The following is a 15,016-nucleotide window of genomic DNA, read 5'->3' as shown; positions in this document are numbered from 1 at the left end:
TCAGGAACGCGTCGCGCACCGACTCACTTCGGGCGCGGCGGAGGCCGATCGGTCGAGGGAGCACGCGTGGCGCGACCGCCAGCGTGCGGCGCACTTTTCTTGGCCGCTCCGCGCGCTGCCGCTGGTCGGCCATGGGGCGCCGGCAACTTGCCCGCGGCGCTCGGCGCGCGGTCGGCTTTCCCCAACAGTTCGAAGAGAAACCGGCTGGGGATCGTGGGGCGTTTTTTCCCCCATTTCATCCGATTCAACGAGAGCGTCATCGTCAGGCGGTCCTGCGCACGGGTGACCCCGACGTAGCACAGCCGGCGTTCCTCGTCGATGGCCGCCCCCTCAAGCGCCACCGAGCGATGATGCGGCAGAAACCCTTCCTCCATCCCAACCAGGTAGACATGCGGGAACTCGAGCCCCTTGGCGCTGTGCAACGTCATGAGGACGACCGCGTTGCGTGCCAGGCGCGATTCCTTGTCTTCACTATCATCGCGTCCGCCGAGGGCCACGTCCTCGATGAATCCAGCCAAGGTCGGACGCTTGGCCCGCTCGGCATAGCCCCCTAGCGCGTTGACCACCTCTTCCACAGCATTCCAGCGAGCGGTCTGATCGTTCGGCTCTTTGTATTGCCGATTGATCTCCTCCTGATAACCGATCTCGGCCAGTAGCTGCCGCACGACGTGAACCAATCGACCGTGCGAAACGATTTCGCGATAGCGTTCTATCAGCTCGCAAAACTGCCCGACCGCCGTTACAGCCGCCACGGGCAATTCGGGGATCTGCGCGACCTCGGGCAAGACCTCCCACAGCGGCTTGCCCGCCGCCACGGCGCGGGCCATCAGCAATTCCACCGCCTTGGCGCCGATACCGCGCGCCGGCGTATTGATGATCCGCAGCAGCGAAACCTCGTCGCGCGGATGAACGATCGTTTTCAGATACGCCAGCACGTCGCGCACTTCCTTACGATCGTAAAACGACATTCCGCCGATCAACGTGTATGGCACCTTCGCCCGCCGCAATTCCGTTTCGAAGGGACGCGGCTGCTCGTTGGTGCGGAACAGGATCGCGATCTCGCGCGGTTCGGCCGATTTCGTGTCGATCAGCGCGCGAACTTCTTCGATGACGCGGCGTGCTTCCACAGTCTCGTCGGGAAACTGCAGAATGCGGGGCTGCTCGCCCTCGCCGCGAAACGCGCGCAGCACCTTGTCATGTCGCTGCGTGTTGTAGGCAATCAACCTATTGGCCAAGGTCAGGATCGCCGCCGTCGAACGGTAATTGTCTTCCAGCCGAATCACCGTGGCATCCGGCCAGTCGCGGTTGAATCGCAAAATATGCGCGACTTCAGCGCCGCGCCAGCCGTAGATCGATTGATCGTCATCCCCCACCACGCACAGATTGCGGTGCTGATCGGCGAGCGCCTTCACGATCCGATACTGGGACCCGTTGGTGTCCTGGTACTCGTCGATCAACAAATGGCTGTAGCGTTCTGCTTCCTCGGCGCGGGCCGTGGGAAAATGGTCGAACAGCTCTTCGGTGCATAACAGCAGGTCGTCGAAGTCCACGGCTCCGGCCGTCTTCAAAGCCCGCTGGTAGCGTCGATAGGCCATGGCCGCCAGATGCTCTTTGTCGGTCGCGGCCTGGGAAACCGCCGCGTCAGGCCGTAGCGATGCACATTTCCAGCGGCTAATGAAATTCAGCAAGTCGCCGGGGCGCAACAGGGCACCAGGCACTTTGATGTCGCGCAGCGCCGCGCGGGCTACCCCCTCCTGGTCGCCACGGTCGTAGATCGCGAATTGTGCCGGATAACCCAACAATCGGGCGTGCCGGCGCAGAATTCGGACGCACAGCGAGTGGAATGTCGAAATCTCAGGCTTCTCGGGCTGGCGCTTCCCCAACAGTGCGGCGGCGCGATCCTGCATTTCGCCGGCGGCCTTGTTCGTAAACGTCACTCCTAAAATTCGCGAGGGGCGCGCGCCGCGACGAATCAATTCCGCGATCCGATGTGTTACGACGCGCGTTTTGCCCGTGCCTGCGCCGGCCAGCACGAGCAAGGGGCCGCGCAGCGTGTGAACCGCCTGATCCTGGGCGGGATTGAGAGGAGTCGCCATCCTAGCTTGTGTCTTCCGGGTGGTGCGCCGTTCTGACCTTGTGACCGGTCTTCTGCGATCCTACCGGCTCGTGTGGCGGCTTGGCAACGGGCTGGCAATATCCTTTGAACATCCCCCGCGCGGCACCGGCACACGCGACGTAAGTAGCCGCTCTTGACGAACTTCCGCGAGAGCCCCATACTCCCGGCAGCAGAACTTTCTGAGCCCTGCTTTGGCTCCTTTTGTCCTTAGATCGCACGCATCGAACGGAAGGTCCGCAATGAAGACGGAGCGCCGCCACGAACTACAAACCAACGTGCTGGCGGACTGGATTGGCCTCCAGGTCGAACGGTTTCGTCCCTATTCACGGCTGGCTTTGGGCGTGCTGGTAGCGATCGTCGTCGCGATCGGTCTCTATAGCTATTTGAATACGCAAGCCGGTTATCGCAACGAGGAGGGATGGCAACGTTACTTCGTCGCGATGGACGATCTGCAACAGAAAGGTGACATCGATCCGCTGACGCAGATTGCGCAGTCGTCGGAGTTCGCCAACACGCCGGTCGGTTACTGGGCGGTGCTCAGCTTGGCGGATCACCACTTGCGAGAAGGAATCGGCCAACTATTCAACGATCGCCCCGCAGCAACCACTTCCTTGCGCGCAGCCGTAGACGAGTACCTGCGTGTCGCTGGTCAGTCGAAGTTCCCGATGCTCGCCGAGCGTGCCAAGCTGGGTGTCGGCAACGCCTTTGAGTCATTGAACGAACTGGACAAAGCACGAAGCGCTTACGAATCGTTGGCCGCTTCGGGCACTGGCCCTTTTGCGCTCGAAGCCCAGCAGCGGCTCCGCGATCTCGGACGCGAGCCCACCAAACGCTTCTACGACTGGTTCTTTGCGGCGACGCCCCCGCGACAGAGCCTAGGCGGTCCGGGTCTGCCGGGCCTACGTCCCGATTTCGGTAAGATGCCCGACGAGCGATCGTTCACCCCGGCCAAGGCCGATAGCGACAGCCTGCTGAGCACGCCAGCGAAAACCGATGACGGCGCGGCCGCTGACGCGACGCCCGCCGAGGACGCTGCATCGTCTGACGCTGCTGCACCGGCCGAGACCCCCACTACTCCAGATAGTGCCACCGGCAACGCGCCCGAGGCCGAAGCCAAGGCGGACGCGCCTGCCGCTGGCGATCAGAAGTCGCCCGAGACGGCCACTCCTTAGCTACCTCGTCGGTGCGCGGCATCGGCCATCACGCTCGCAGAGCAACGAGTTCCAGGCGCACAAATTGAAACGGGCGCCGCGGGCGAGCAGGTTCGATGTCGAGCGAAACACCATCTTCTCCGGAAACACTCGAGCTGATCGCTCCCGAATCGGCGATCGGTGTACGGCTCGATGCGTTTCTCGCACAGCAGTTGCCGCGTTACAGCCGCGTTCACCTGCGACGGCTCATCAATGCCAAGAGCGTCACAGTGGACGATGTACGCGTGAAGGCGTCCCATGGCTTGCGCGGCGGTGAGCGAATTCTCATAGAGCTGATCGATCCGCCGCGCGCACTGCCCAAAGCCGAGGACATTCCGCTCGAAATCCTCTTCGAGGATCGCTGGCTGGCGGCCGTCAATAAACCGCCTGGCATGGTCGTACATCCGGCCAAGGGGCATTGGTCCGGCACCCTGACTGCGGCATTGCAGTTCCATTTCGATCATCTCAGCAGCGCCGGCGGCCCGACGCGGCCGGGTGTCGTTCATCGGCTGGACCGCGATACCAGCGGCGTGATCCTGATTGCCAAGGATGACCAGGTGCATCGGCTGTTGGCGCTGCAATTCGAAGAACGTTCGATCGAGAAGGAATATTTCGCGATTGTCGTGAATTGCCCTGACCATGACCGCGATTGGATCGATCTGCCGATCGGATTGCATCCGCGCGAACGAGAAAAAATGGCGATCCGGCCGCACGACCCCAATAGCCGTCCGGCTCGCAGCTTTTACGAGGTTCTGGAGCGTTTCCAAGGTTTCGCCGCTGTGCGGATCGAGCCGCGCACCGGACGCACACATCAGATCCGCGTCCATCTGCAGAGCATTGGCTGCCCCGTGCTCTGCGATCGGCAATACGGCGGTCGCGCCGAAATTACACGTGGCGAAGTGCGCCAACAGCCGGCGGACACCGCACTGCTGCTGGGGCGTCAGGCTCTGCATGCGCGGCGACTGTCTTTTGTGCATCCCGAGACGTCGGAGCCGATGACGATCGAAGCGCCGCTGCCGGCAGATATCGAGGGTGTCCTCGCCGAACTGCGGGCCTTTCGCCGCTTGTCCAAATGAAGGTCACAAGGGAAAATCATCGCTTCACTGTCGGCCGCGCTTTCAGGAAAGGCCAGCGGCCTGCGCGGATTCGTGGGAGGAGTCGATGAAAGTCGGAAAGGTGAGATTCCCCAACGGCCAAGAGGCCATCGGGGCGGTGATCGACGAAATGGCCGTGCCGCTCGAAATGAGTGGCGGACATTATCAGTCGCTCGCCGAAATTCTGGAAACCGATGACCCGCTGTCGACGGTCGAGCTACTGATCGATCAATCGGCGCAAAAAGTTCCCGAGTCCGAGGTCGTCCCACTCTCGGTGATCGACTGCCAGGAAGTGTGGGCGGCCGGAGTGACATACACGCGCAGCCGCACGGCCCGCATGGCCGAATCAGCCGCCGCGGCCACGCATTACGATCGTGTGTATGCTGCGGCGCGCCCCGAGCTGTTTTTCAAGGCTACGCCCAGCCGTGTCTCGGGGCCGGGCAAGCCGGTGCGAATTCGCGAGGATGCGTTGTGGAACGTGCCAGAGCCGGAACTCGTGCTGGTGCTGAACTCGCGGCTCAAGCTGGTCGGCTACACAATCGGTAACGACATGAGCTCGCGCGATATCGAAGGGGAGAATCCCCTCTATCTGCCGCAAGCCAAGGTCTACGACGCGTGCTGTGCGCTGGGTCCCTGGATCACATTGGTCGACCGCATGCCGCCGCGCGAGGAAATCAACATTCGCATGGCGATCCGCCGAGGCAAGCAGACCGTTTTCGAAGGGTGTACCAGCGTCTGCAAAATGGCCCGCACGTTCGAAGACCTGATCGCTTACTTGGGGCGCGACAATTTGTTTCGGGACGGGGCATTTCTGCTGACCGGCACAGGGATCGTCCCCAACGACGACTTCTCGCTCTATGCCGGCGACGTGGTTGATATCGCGATCGACGGCATCGGCACCTTGTCGAATCCGGTGGTTCAGGGGTAACACCCAGGGCCGCAGGACGCAGGCTCAATCAACGCGAAAATGCGGGCCCGTACCCGTTTATCTGATCGCTACGAGCCGTTCGACCGGTCTCTACTCGGGCAAGCCGAAAGTCGAAGATGCATTTGTAGTTGCAAATCCGGCCGAGATTGCTACATTGGCTGTTTCAAGTTTTGTTAAAAACCTACAAGTGGGAGCAGTCCTAGCCAACCTTGGGGAAAACCAAGAAGTCGGCAGAGCTGGATTTCGCCAGAGCTGCAAGCCGGCATCGGAGCCGGATGCTGGAAGCGGCCGGTTGCCGGTCAAAGTGGTGGATTTACGACGAAACAGATGACTATCACAAAAGAGCGTAAGCAAGAACTGATCGGGGACTTTCGCCGTGGCGACCATGACACTGGTTCGCCCGAAGTCCAAATCGCACTGTTGACAACCCGGATTGGCGAGTTGACGGAGCACCTGCGGACGCACACCAAGGACTACGCCAGTCGGCGCGGTCTGTTGATGATGGTCAGTCGCCGGCGTCGCCTGTTGGACTACCTGAAGAAGGTCAGCCCTCAGCGGTACTTGGACATCATTCGACGTCTCGATATTCGTAAATAGTCCGCCGCGAGTAGCAGTCATTCCTGCCTCGCCATTTCTGGCATTGAGATCGCCTTTGGCGTCGGGACCGTCGCTGGTCCTCACTCTGTCGCCTGCCCTTGATGGGCACGGTGGTGGTGTTTTCTCAGGGCGCGGTCGTTCGACATGCGCAAGCGCGTTGGTCGCGCTTTTCTCATTCGTCGAGCCGCAGGTCAGGACGCTAAGAAGAAGGATGGAAGAACCTTGAAAGTACGTGTTGAAAAGCAAATCGGTGCGAGCGTCCTGTCGTTCGAGACCGGCTTTCTGGCCAAGCAGGCCGCCGGCAGCTGTCTAGTACAATACGGCGAGACCGTCGTCCTGGTCGCCGCCGCCACCGGGCCACCCCGCCCAGGCATCGACTTTTTCCCGCTCACGTGCGACTACCGCGAGCGCACGGCCGCGGCTGGCAAGTTCCCCGGCGGCTTCCTGAAGCGCGAAGGTCGCCCGACCATGAAAGAGACGCTCACCTCGCGTCTGGTGGATCGTCCGATTCGCCCGCTGTTTCCCGAATGGTTCCACGACGAAGTGCAGGTGCAATGCTTCGTCGTCGCCAGCGATCGTCAGAACGACGCCGACGTGCTGGCCATGAACGGTGCGAGCGTTAGCTTGGGAATCTCACCGCTTCCTTTTCAAGGACCGGTTGCCGCCGTGCGGTTGGGCCGCATCGACGGTCGCTGGGTTCCCTTCCCCACTCAGGATGAACTGGAAGAGAGCGATCTGGACCTGGTCGTCTCGGGCAGCAAGGAAGCTGTCTGCATGATCGAGGGTTTTGCCCGCGAAATGCCCGAGGCCGAGATGATCGAAGCGATCAACGAAGCGCATCGCATCATCATCGAGATTTGCGAATTGCAGGAAGAGCTCTCACGCAAGGTAAATCCCGTCAAGAAGCAGTACGACATCCCGGCTCCGGACGGTGTCTACGAGCGTCTGCAAGGCACCTATTACGGCGATTTCAAAGCCGCCAAGCAGACCTCCGGCAAACAGGCTCGCGCCGACGCGGTCTCCGCACTCAAGGCACGAGTTCTCTCCGAGTTGATTCCCGACCCGAAGGCCGAAGGGGCCATCGCCGTCGGCAGTTTCGACCGCGCCTGGAGCAAGCTCCAAGAGCACGTCGTGCGTGACTTGATTCTGTCGGGCACACGTCCCGATGGTCGTGGCACGAAGGACCTGCGGGCGATCCACTGCGAAGTCGACGTTCTGCCCCGCGTGCATGGCTCGGCCGTGTTCCAACGTGGCGAGACGCAAGCCTTGATCACGATTACGCTCGGCACCAACCGTGACGAGCAACGCGTGGACGGGCTGATCGAAGAGTACTCCAAGAAGTTTATGCTCGATTACAACTTCCCCCCGTTCTCGGTCGGCGAAGTTCGTCCCATCCGCGGCCCTGGCCGTCGCGAGATCGGTCACGGTGCGCTCGCCGAACGTAGCGTGAAGCCGATACTCCCCGATCCGGACGAGTTCCCCTACACCATCCGCGTCATCTCGGACATCCTGGAATCGAACGGTTCCAGCTCAATGGCCACCGTGTGCGGTGCGACGCTGGGTTTGATGGCCGCTGGCGTGAAAATCGCCAATCCCGTGGCCGGCATCTCGGTCGGCTTGGTCAAAGAGACCGAGGATAAATGGACGCTGCTGACCGATATCATCGGCGACGAGGATCACTACGGCGACATGGATTTCAAGATTGCCGGTACGCAAAACGGCATCACCGGAATCCAACTCGACCTGAAGATCACAGGCATCAGCGCCGACATCATCAAGGCGACGATGGCCCAATCGCGTGAAGCGCGGATTCAGATCCTGCGCTCCATGCTGACGGCTATCCCCATGCCTCGCGACGAGATCTCGCCGTGGGCACCGCGCCTGCTGCGGACCAAGATTCCACCCGAGAAGATCGGCCTGCTGATCGGCCCGGGCGGAAAGACCATTCGCGGCATCCAAGAGCAGACCGGCGCCGTGATCGAGGTCGACGACGACGGTACGGTCACCATTGCCAGCAGCGATGCGGGCGCGGCCGAGAGCGCGTTGCGTCGCGTCGAAGCCCTGACCGAGAGCGTCACCGTCGGCAAGCTGTACGAAGGACGCGTCACCAGCGTTAAGGATTTCGGCGCTTTCGTCGAGATTCTGCCGGGCAAGGACGGCTTGGTCCACATCAGCGAACTGTCGGACGAATACGTCAACAGCGTCGGCGACGTGTGCAAAATCGGTGATTCGATGCTCGTTAAGGTCATCGCGATCGACGACCAAGACCGCGTCAAGCTGAGCCGACGTGCGGTACTGCGTGAGCAAGCCGCCGCGGCTGGTAGCGACGACGCCTAAGCGTCGTTAACTCGGTCGATTGGTGCTAATTTCAAAAGAGCCGCCGAAAGGGGAAACCCGTTTCGGCGGCTCTTCTTTTTTTGTGCAGCGTCACAAGCGCGAGGAATGCTTGCCGACAATCATCGTCCGAGATTCAATCGCTCTGCGTGCTGGCTGCGGGGCAGCTTCAGCCGTTAATCGGCAGCCGCAGCATGCGGTCGATCTGCTCGCGCAGCGAAGCCTTGGTTTCGGCGGTCAGCCATTTCCCCTGCGCCATGCAGCGAAATTGGGCGCGCTCCACCTCGTTGGGCTTCCTCGGCATATCGTGATAGATGAGCACGCCCCGGTACGTTTCGATAGGTTCGGTATTCATTGCTAGGCCCCCTAACAGGCTTGCAAACAGGGAATGGGGAACAGGCGGCGTCACCCGAACGCGACGCCGTCTGCCATCCCCGTACGTAACTCCCCCACGGAGTCAGCACTATCATAAGCGAGTCGGGCTGCCGACGAAAAACATTTTGTTAAGGCCGACGCCTGCGAAATGCCTCTCCCCCGGCGGCCGGCCGGCCCTTCACACTCCTCTCATAAAGTTCCGCTATCATGGGCCCCATCACGCCAATCGCTAACTCGGCATCAGGGGATTCGCATCATGGGCCTTCGTCACAAAGCCTTTTACAGGCGTTCGCTGCTTGTCGTCGCCTGCCTGGCAGCCTGGTCGTTTCTACCATCCGGTAAGGCTACGGCCACGGAGATCATCCAACTCTCAGAAGCGACCTGGGACGATGCCGTGCCTGAGGGGAAGGAAGTCGATTGCATCTACGGCGATTGGGTGTTGCGCAACGAGCACATCGTGGCTGTAATTGCCGAAGCTCTGCCGAAGCGCAATGCCAACATGACCGTGCGCAACGTCGGCGGCTCGGTGATCGATCTGACCGAGCGAAAGCAGCAATCGGACCAACTGAGCGCGTACTACCCACTCAACGCGCAGTACGCTCTTGAGGGCCCCGATCAGACGAATGCAAAAGGGCCGGCCCAGAGCAAATCTTCGGAAGTGTCGCTCACCTTCCAGGGCCCATCGACGAAATCAACCGCCGAGGTGATCTACACGCTCGCTGACGACGCCCGCTGGCTGAAAATCACGACCCGCGTCAAGAATGTCAGCGGCGAGGCGCTAGAGCTGCATCTTACGGATGCGATCCGCGCCGACGGCGAGTTCGAATTTGGCGTGGCCGACGAACTGGGCCTGTTCTGGGCCTACGATTCGTTCTGGCGGCAAGGGTATGGCTCCCTGATTCTCGATCCCCAGTGGCAGTTCGCGGCCAACACGCTTAAGTGCGGAGAGCATCCAGAACTCGCGATCAAAGCCAAGGCCGCGGCGGCGCCGCTCGCTGCCGGCGAAACACGCGAGTTGGTGCGATACCTATTTCCTGCCACGAACTTGATCGAAACTCTGGCGATTGCGCGCGACCTGCACAAGCAATCACTGACAACGGTTTCTCTGGCCGTCAAAGACGGCGACGGGCCGGTCCCTGACGCCGACGTTGAAATCAAAAACACGGCGGGCGAGCGTCTGGCTCATGGCCGCACCGACAATAAGGGGCAGCTCGCCGTACGGCTCCCCGCCGGCGAATATCCGGCCGCGGTCAGCGCGCAAGGACGCGACTCGAAGTCGGTCACGCTCTATGCCGAAAGGAACGCTTCGCAAACCGTCGAGCTACCGACGCCCGGCTATGTGGTTGCCAAGATCACGGGCGCCGCGGGCAAAAAGACCGCCTGCAAAGTGCAATTCGCTGGCCACGGAGACACGGCGAGCCCTAACTTCGGTCCCGATAGCGCCATCCACGGCGTGCGTAACATTTATTACACCGAGAATGGCGAATTTCGCGTGCCGCTCGCGCCCGGTGAATACGACGTGATCGTAAGCTATGGTCCCGAACACGACGCGATTTTCAAAACGATCACGATCACAGCCGCCAAGGAAACGGCGCTCGCCGAGGAGCTCAAGCGGTCGGTCGATACCGCCGGCTGGCTAAGCTCGGACTTTCATAGCCACTCGACGCCGTCGGGCGACAACACGGCCAGCCAACCAGGACGCGTGCTCAACTTGCTCGCCGAACACATCGAGTTCGCTCCCTGTACCGAGCACAATCGCATCACGGTCTATGATCCGCACTTGAAGGCGTTCAAGGCCGAGAATCGAATGCTGACCTGCCCCGGCATGGAACTGACGGGCCGCCCCTTGCCGCTGAATCATCAAAACGCGTTTCCGCTGACTCCGCATCCTCGCACGCAGGATAACGGCGCCCCCCTGTCGGATCGCGACCCGGTGGTGCAGATCGAGCGGCTGGCCATGTGGGAGAACAACTCGGATAAGCTGGTGCAGGTCAATCATCCCAACATCGTGCAGATGGCCTTCGACAAGGACCTGAACGGCTCGCCGGACGGCGGCTTCGAAAAGATGTTCAGCTTTATGGACGTCATCGAAGTACACCCGCTGACGACCATCTTCACCCGCCCCGAAAGCCTGCCGAACGAGCGCGAGCAAGGCAACACGATTTACCACTGGCTGCAACTTTTGAACCTCGGCTATCGCATCCCCGGCGTAGTCAATACCGACGCGCACTGGAATTTTCACGGCTCAGGCTGGCTGCGCAACTACATCAAGTCCTCGACCGACGAGCCCACCCAGGCCTCGGTGCCGAACCTGGTACACGCTTGCGAGCACGGCAATATCGTAATGACGAACGGGCCGTTTTTGACCGTGCATGCCAAGGCTGACAAGGGCGCCGACACAGCGCTCGTCGGCGAAGATCTGAAAGCCCCCGGCGGCAAACTGCAACTATCGGTGCGCGTGCAATGCCCGAACTGGTTCGAGGTAAACCGTGTGCAGGTTTTCGTCAACGGCGTGGCGGATCCGAAGTGGAACTACACGCGCCGCACCCATCCCGACAAGTTCCATCAGGCAACGCTCGTCTTCGCCGAAGAATTGCCCGTCGAGCTAACCTCGGACGCGCACCTGATCGTCGTCGCCGCAGGCGAAGGGAAAGAATTGGGCATGGTCGTAGGGCCCGATCACGCCAAGGAAATGCCCACGGCCGTGACGAACCCGATCTTTGTAGATACGGACGGCAGCGGATTCAAAGCCAACGGCGACATGCTCGGCCTGCCACTACCAATCGGCCCGGACTTCAAACCGTCGAAACCGCACAAGCACGAGCGTTAAAGCCGCGGCCCCTCTCCCAGCACCGAGCGCAGACGCAAGTCTTGAGGGGCGAGATTTTGGGGGAACGCATGTTTGGCGGGCGCAAGTTTTGGGGGGCGGGCGTCCCGCCCGCCTGTCGCCTTGCGAACAACTCCTCAGCCTCCGGCGTATACCATGCGCCCATGCCTACTACTGCGCCCAACCGCTGGCGGCCACTTCAGTTCGGGCTAGGTACGTTGCTCGGAATGCTAACGATCGTGACGTTAGGCATCGTGATGCGGCCGTCTATTGATTATCACTTCGGCGAAGGTGATCCGTGCGAGTCGGGAATTGGGTTTAGAATCGATTTTGGATGCTATCGAGATACGCACGACGGAGAGGAGAAAAAAGGGCACTTCTTGGTATCTGCCGGCGTAGGTACGCAATTATATTTCGTCGTACTTCGGTTTAATCCCGACGCGCTTCCTTTTTGCATTGTCCTGATCAGTGCGTTGCTAATTTGGAATCGATGGCGCAGGCTGACAGTTGCCGCGGCCCCAGTTTCATTCCCTGCAAACCGCACCAGCGCGAACGTTAACGACGAATGATCGGTCGTCGTTTTAGCGATATGCGAATAGAACTCTCGGCTCACCCTCGGTGCGGGTCGCTTCCGCCGCAACCCCCTTATGGCAACCGCTGCACTTGCACCGGCATCGTTTGCTGTGCCTCGGGGAAGCATTCCCAGAACTCGGAAAGGTCGTCCGGTGGATAGCCGTCGGGAACCACGACGCCAACAACGATTTGATCCCCCAACCACGGTCTCCAGAAGCGGAATTTTACGATCCGTCCGTGCTTATCGGTGTACGGCTGGCGCTGGCGGGCCTCGCGATAAGATATCGCATAAAATGACCCGCCGGCCGCTTTCAATCGATCCAACATTGCGGCGCGATAGCGGATATTCCGCACCTCCGAGGAAAGCCAAGCCATCGGCACGATTAGCACTGTCACCAAGATCAGCATCTTGCGCAGCGAGAATCTGAACCGTACTCCCGACGGCTTCTGGCATTCTTTATCGATCCATAATCCGATCAACAGCCCAATCACGACCGGCAAAAAAACCCATACCACCGTGTTCGCGTCAGGTGCCCCTGCAAGCGACTGCCGAAACAATCCCGGCCCAACCATCGCGCCGATCAACAAACCGACTAGTGGCCAATGGATTCGCATCGCTGCATGATAACTGCCCCCGGCCGGATGAGCATCTTAATGGCCTTCTCGGGCCGAGAAGGACCTGGGCTGTTGCGCGCGCCTTTCGTAAAATAACCATCCTATGAACCGTGCCACTCCGCCCTCTGCCGACGACGTCAATCAAAAACTGGTCGACCAGTACACCGAGATCGCGCAACTGGCCGGCGGCCTGGCGCACGAGATCAAGAACCCCCTTTCGACCATCGGCCTGAATGTCGAGCTGTTGGCCGAGGACCTGGGGGGCGACGACTCACCGAAGGCTCGCCGAGCGCTGGCCAAGATCGCCGTCGTGCAGCGTGAATGCCAAAGGCTGCAGGACCTGCTCAATGATTTCCTGGCCTTCGCTCGCGTGCGCAAACCGCGATTGGAATCGTCCGACTTGAACGAAGAGGTCCGCCGTCTTCTGAATTTCTTCCGCCCCAAGGCGGCCGAGACCAAGATCGAAGTCGTCACTTACCTGCAATCGGACTTGCCCGGCGTGCTGCTGGATCGCGAAACGTTCCAAAGCGCTCTCTTGAACCTGGTGCTTAACGCACAGCAGGCGATGCCCAAGGGGGGCCAACTCGTGATCAACACCGAGGCGACGTCGCGCGGCGTTGCCTTGCACCTGATCGACACCGGTTCCGGCATGGACGAGCGAACGCGCTCAAAAATCTTTAACGCCTTCTACACGACAAAATCGGGGGGGTCAGGCCTGGGCCTGTCGATCTCTCGGAAAATCGTGGAAGCTCACGGCGGCAAGATCCGCGTCGAGAGCGAGCTCGGCCGCGGGACACAATTTACGATCGAATTGCCCGTACCTGCGCGGTTGGGCGTGCAGGAACCTGCCGCCATCAAAGAATAGCGAAGCGGCAAGGCCAGTGGCCTGCTTCGAGCCAGTTTTGTATTATCGGGCAAATGGTTACAGCCAAGCCCCTTGAGACGGCCGACTCGCCGGCGCTACCGATCCGCGTGCTGATCGTGGACAACGATGCTGCGCACGCCGCAGCCATGGCAGAAAGCCTGGAACGGGTCGGCTACGACTGCACCGTCACCACCAGCGGCGCAGACGGGGCCGCACAGCTCGAAGAAAATGTCTTCGACATCGTCATCACCGATCTGGTGATGACCGACATCGACGGGCTGGAAATTCTCAAACGAGCCAAAGAGAGCCAGCCCGAGGCCGAGGTGATTCTGGTCACCGGGCACGGCACCGTGCCTTCGGCCGTGTCCGCAATGCAGCAAGGGGCCTACAGCTACTTGCTGAAGCCGCTCGACCTGGGGCAATTGCGGGCCGTCACCGAAAACGCCGCGGCCAACCTGCGCTTGCGGCGCACCAATGCCGAACTGCAGCGCCGGCTGGACGAGAAATATGGCTTCGAAGGCGTAGTCGGCTCCAGCCCCAAGATGAACGACGTGATCCAACTGCTCAAGCGGATCGCGCCGACCAACGCCAGCGTGCTAATTCAGGGAGAGACGGGTACCGGCAAGGAACTCGTCGCGCAATCGATCCACCAGAACAGCCCTCGCAAGAACAAAGCCTTCGTGGCGCTGAATTGCGCGGCCCTCAGCGAGAACATTCTCGAAAGCGAACTGTTCGGCCACGTGAAGGGAGCCTTCACGGACGCTTCGACCGATCGCATCGGAAAATTCGAGTACGCGCACGGCGGCACGCTGTTCCTGGACGAAGTCGGCGATATGCCGATGGCCACGCAGATTAAGTTGTTGCGCGTGTTGGAAAACGGCGAGATTACGCGTGTCGGGTCGAACGATCCCGTGAAGGTCAATGTCCGTATCTTGTCCGCCACGAACCGCAACCTGGAAAAGCAGATCACGGCCGGCACGTTCCGCAGCGACCTGTACCACCGCTTGAAAGTCGTCACTGTTGTGTTGCCCCGGCTGGTCGAACGCAGCCAGGATATTCCGCTCTTGATCGAGCACTTCATTCGGCAGTTCGCCAAGCGTCACGAGAAACCGATCAAGAGCATGTCGACCGCCGCGCGGCGCCGGCTGATGGCCTACGACTGGCCAGGCAACGTGCGGCAACTGCGCAACGTCGTGGAAAGCATGGTGGTCGTCGACTACGATGGCGTGCTCGATGTCGATGACTTACCGGTCGAGCTTTCCGCTCCCGCCGAAGGTGCGCCCGAAGCCGTAGCCGGCGACAATCTCGGCAGCCTGGTGGGCAAGCCGCTGACGGATCTCGAACGGCTGTTCATCGGCGAGACGCTGAAGCTGACCGGCGGCAACCGCGAAGAGGCCGCCGAAATGTTGGGGATCGGCGAGCGGACACTGTATCGCAAGATCAAAGAATACGACCTGTAGTCGCAGGCGGATCCGTGTAGGCCGTCGCTCGACACACCGCCG

The 15,016-nt window shown here is 60.8% G+C and carries 11 protein-coding genes; 8 read left to right on the top strand and 3 right to left on the bottom strand.

Features of this window, described 5'->3' with window-relative positions:
- Window positions 1–23 precede the first annotated feature (23 nt).
- Window positions 24–2,096 carry a UvrD-helicase domain-containing protein gene (locus VGN12_21850; GenBank protein HEY4312108.1) on the bottom strand — a complete coding sequence of 691 codons (2,073 nt, stop codon included), beginning with the start codon at window positions 2,094–2,096 and terminating at the stop codon, window positions 24–26.
- Window positions 2,097–2,355: 259 nt separating this feature from the next.
- On the opposite strand from VGN12_21850, the gene VGN12_21845 reads away from it, so the two are divergent.
- The 5 genes from VGN12_21845 (at window position 2,356) to VGN12_21825 (ending at window position 8,262) form a co-directional block, all read left to right on the top strand.
- Complete coding sequence (locus tag VGN12_21845) at window positions 2,356–3,288, top strand: hypothetical protein (protein HEY4312107.1); 933 nt, start codon at window positions 2,356–2,358, stop codon at window positions 3,286–3,288.
- A 95-nt stretch (window positions 3,289–3,383) separates the two neighbouring features.
- Window positions 3,384–4,382, top strand: coding sequence for an RluA family pseudouridine synthase (locus VGN12_21840; GenBank protein ID HEY4312106.1), 999 nt, complete (start codon window positions 3,384–3,386; stop codon window positions 4,380–4,382).
- Window positions 4,383–4,467: 85 nt separating this feature from the next.
- Entirely contained in the window at window positions 4,468–5,328 is an 861-nt protein-coding gene (locus VGN12_21835) for a fumarylacetoacetate hydrolase family protein (GenBank protein HEY4312105.1), read from the top strand.
- A gap of 327 nt (window positions 5,329–5,655) precedes the next feature.
- Entirely contained in the window at window positions 5,656–5,925 is a 270-nt protein-coding gene (gene rpsO, locus VGN12_21830; protein ID HEY4312104.1) for a 30S ribosomal protein S15, read from the top strand.
- A 222-nt stretch (window positions 5,926–6,147) separates the two neighbouring features.
- Window positions 6,148–8,262, top strand: coding sequence for a polyribonucleotide nucleotidyltransferase (locus tag VGN12_21825; protein HEY4312103.1), 2,115 nt, complete (start codon window positions 6,148–6,150; stop codon window positions 8,260–8,262).
- A 166-nt stretch (window positions 8,263–8,428) separates the two neighbouring features.
- Here the strand turns inward: VGN12_21825 and VGN12_21820 are convergent, their stop codons facing one another.
- The gene (locus VGN12_21820; protein ID HEY4312102.1) at window positions 8,429–8,614 is read right to left on the bottom strand and encodes a hypothetical protein; all 186 of its coding nucleotides are present in this window, start codon (window positions 8,612–8,614) and stop codon (window positions 8,429–8,431) included.
- 276 nt (window positions 8,615–8,890) lie between these two features.
- Between VGN12_21820 and VGN12_21815 the strand changes: the two genes are divergently transcribed.
- Complete coding sequence (locus VGN12_21815) at window positions 8,891–11,464, top strand: CehA/McbA family metallohydrolase (GenBank protein HEY4312101.1); 2,574 nt, start codon at window positions 8,891–8,893, stop codon at window positions 11,462–11,464.
- A 642-nt stretch (window positions 11,465–12,106) separates the two neighbouring features.
- Here VGN12_21815 and VGN12_21810 read toward each other — a convergent pair.
- The gene (locus tag VGN12_21810; protein ID HEY4312100.1) at window positions 12,107–12,649 is read right to left on the bottom strand and encodes a hypothetical protein; all 543 of its coding nucleotides are present in this window, start codon (window positions 12,647–12,649) and stop codon (window positions 12,107–12,109) included.
- A gap of 103 nt (window positions 12,650–12,752) precedes the next feature.
- Here VGN12_21810 and VGN12_21805 point away from each other — a divergent pair, with 103 nt between their 5' ends.
- The gene (locus VGN12_21805; GenBank protein ID HEY4312099.1) at window positions 12,753–13,514 is read left to right on the top strand and encodes an ATP-binding protein; all 762 of its coding nucleotides are present in this window, start codon (window positions 12,753–12,755) and stop codon (window positions 13,512–13,514) included.
- A gap of 53 nt (window positions 13,515–13,567) precedes the next feature.
- The gene (locus VGN12_21800) at window positions 13,568–14,974 is read left to right on the top strand and encodes a sigma-54 dependent transcriptional regulator (protein HEY4312098.1); all 1,407 of its coding nucleotides are present in this window, start codon (window positions 13,568–13,570) and stop codon (window positions 14,972–14,974) included.
- Window positions 14,975–15,016: the final 42 nt, after the last annotated feature.

Source organism: Pirellulales bacterium (assembly GCA_036499395.1).
Classification (GTDB): Bacteria; Planctomycetota; Planctomycetia; order Pirellulales; family JACPPG01; genus JACPPG01.
This window is presented reverse-complemented; position numbering and strand designations above follow the sequence as displayed.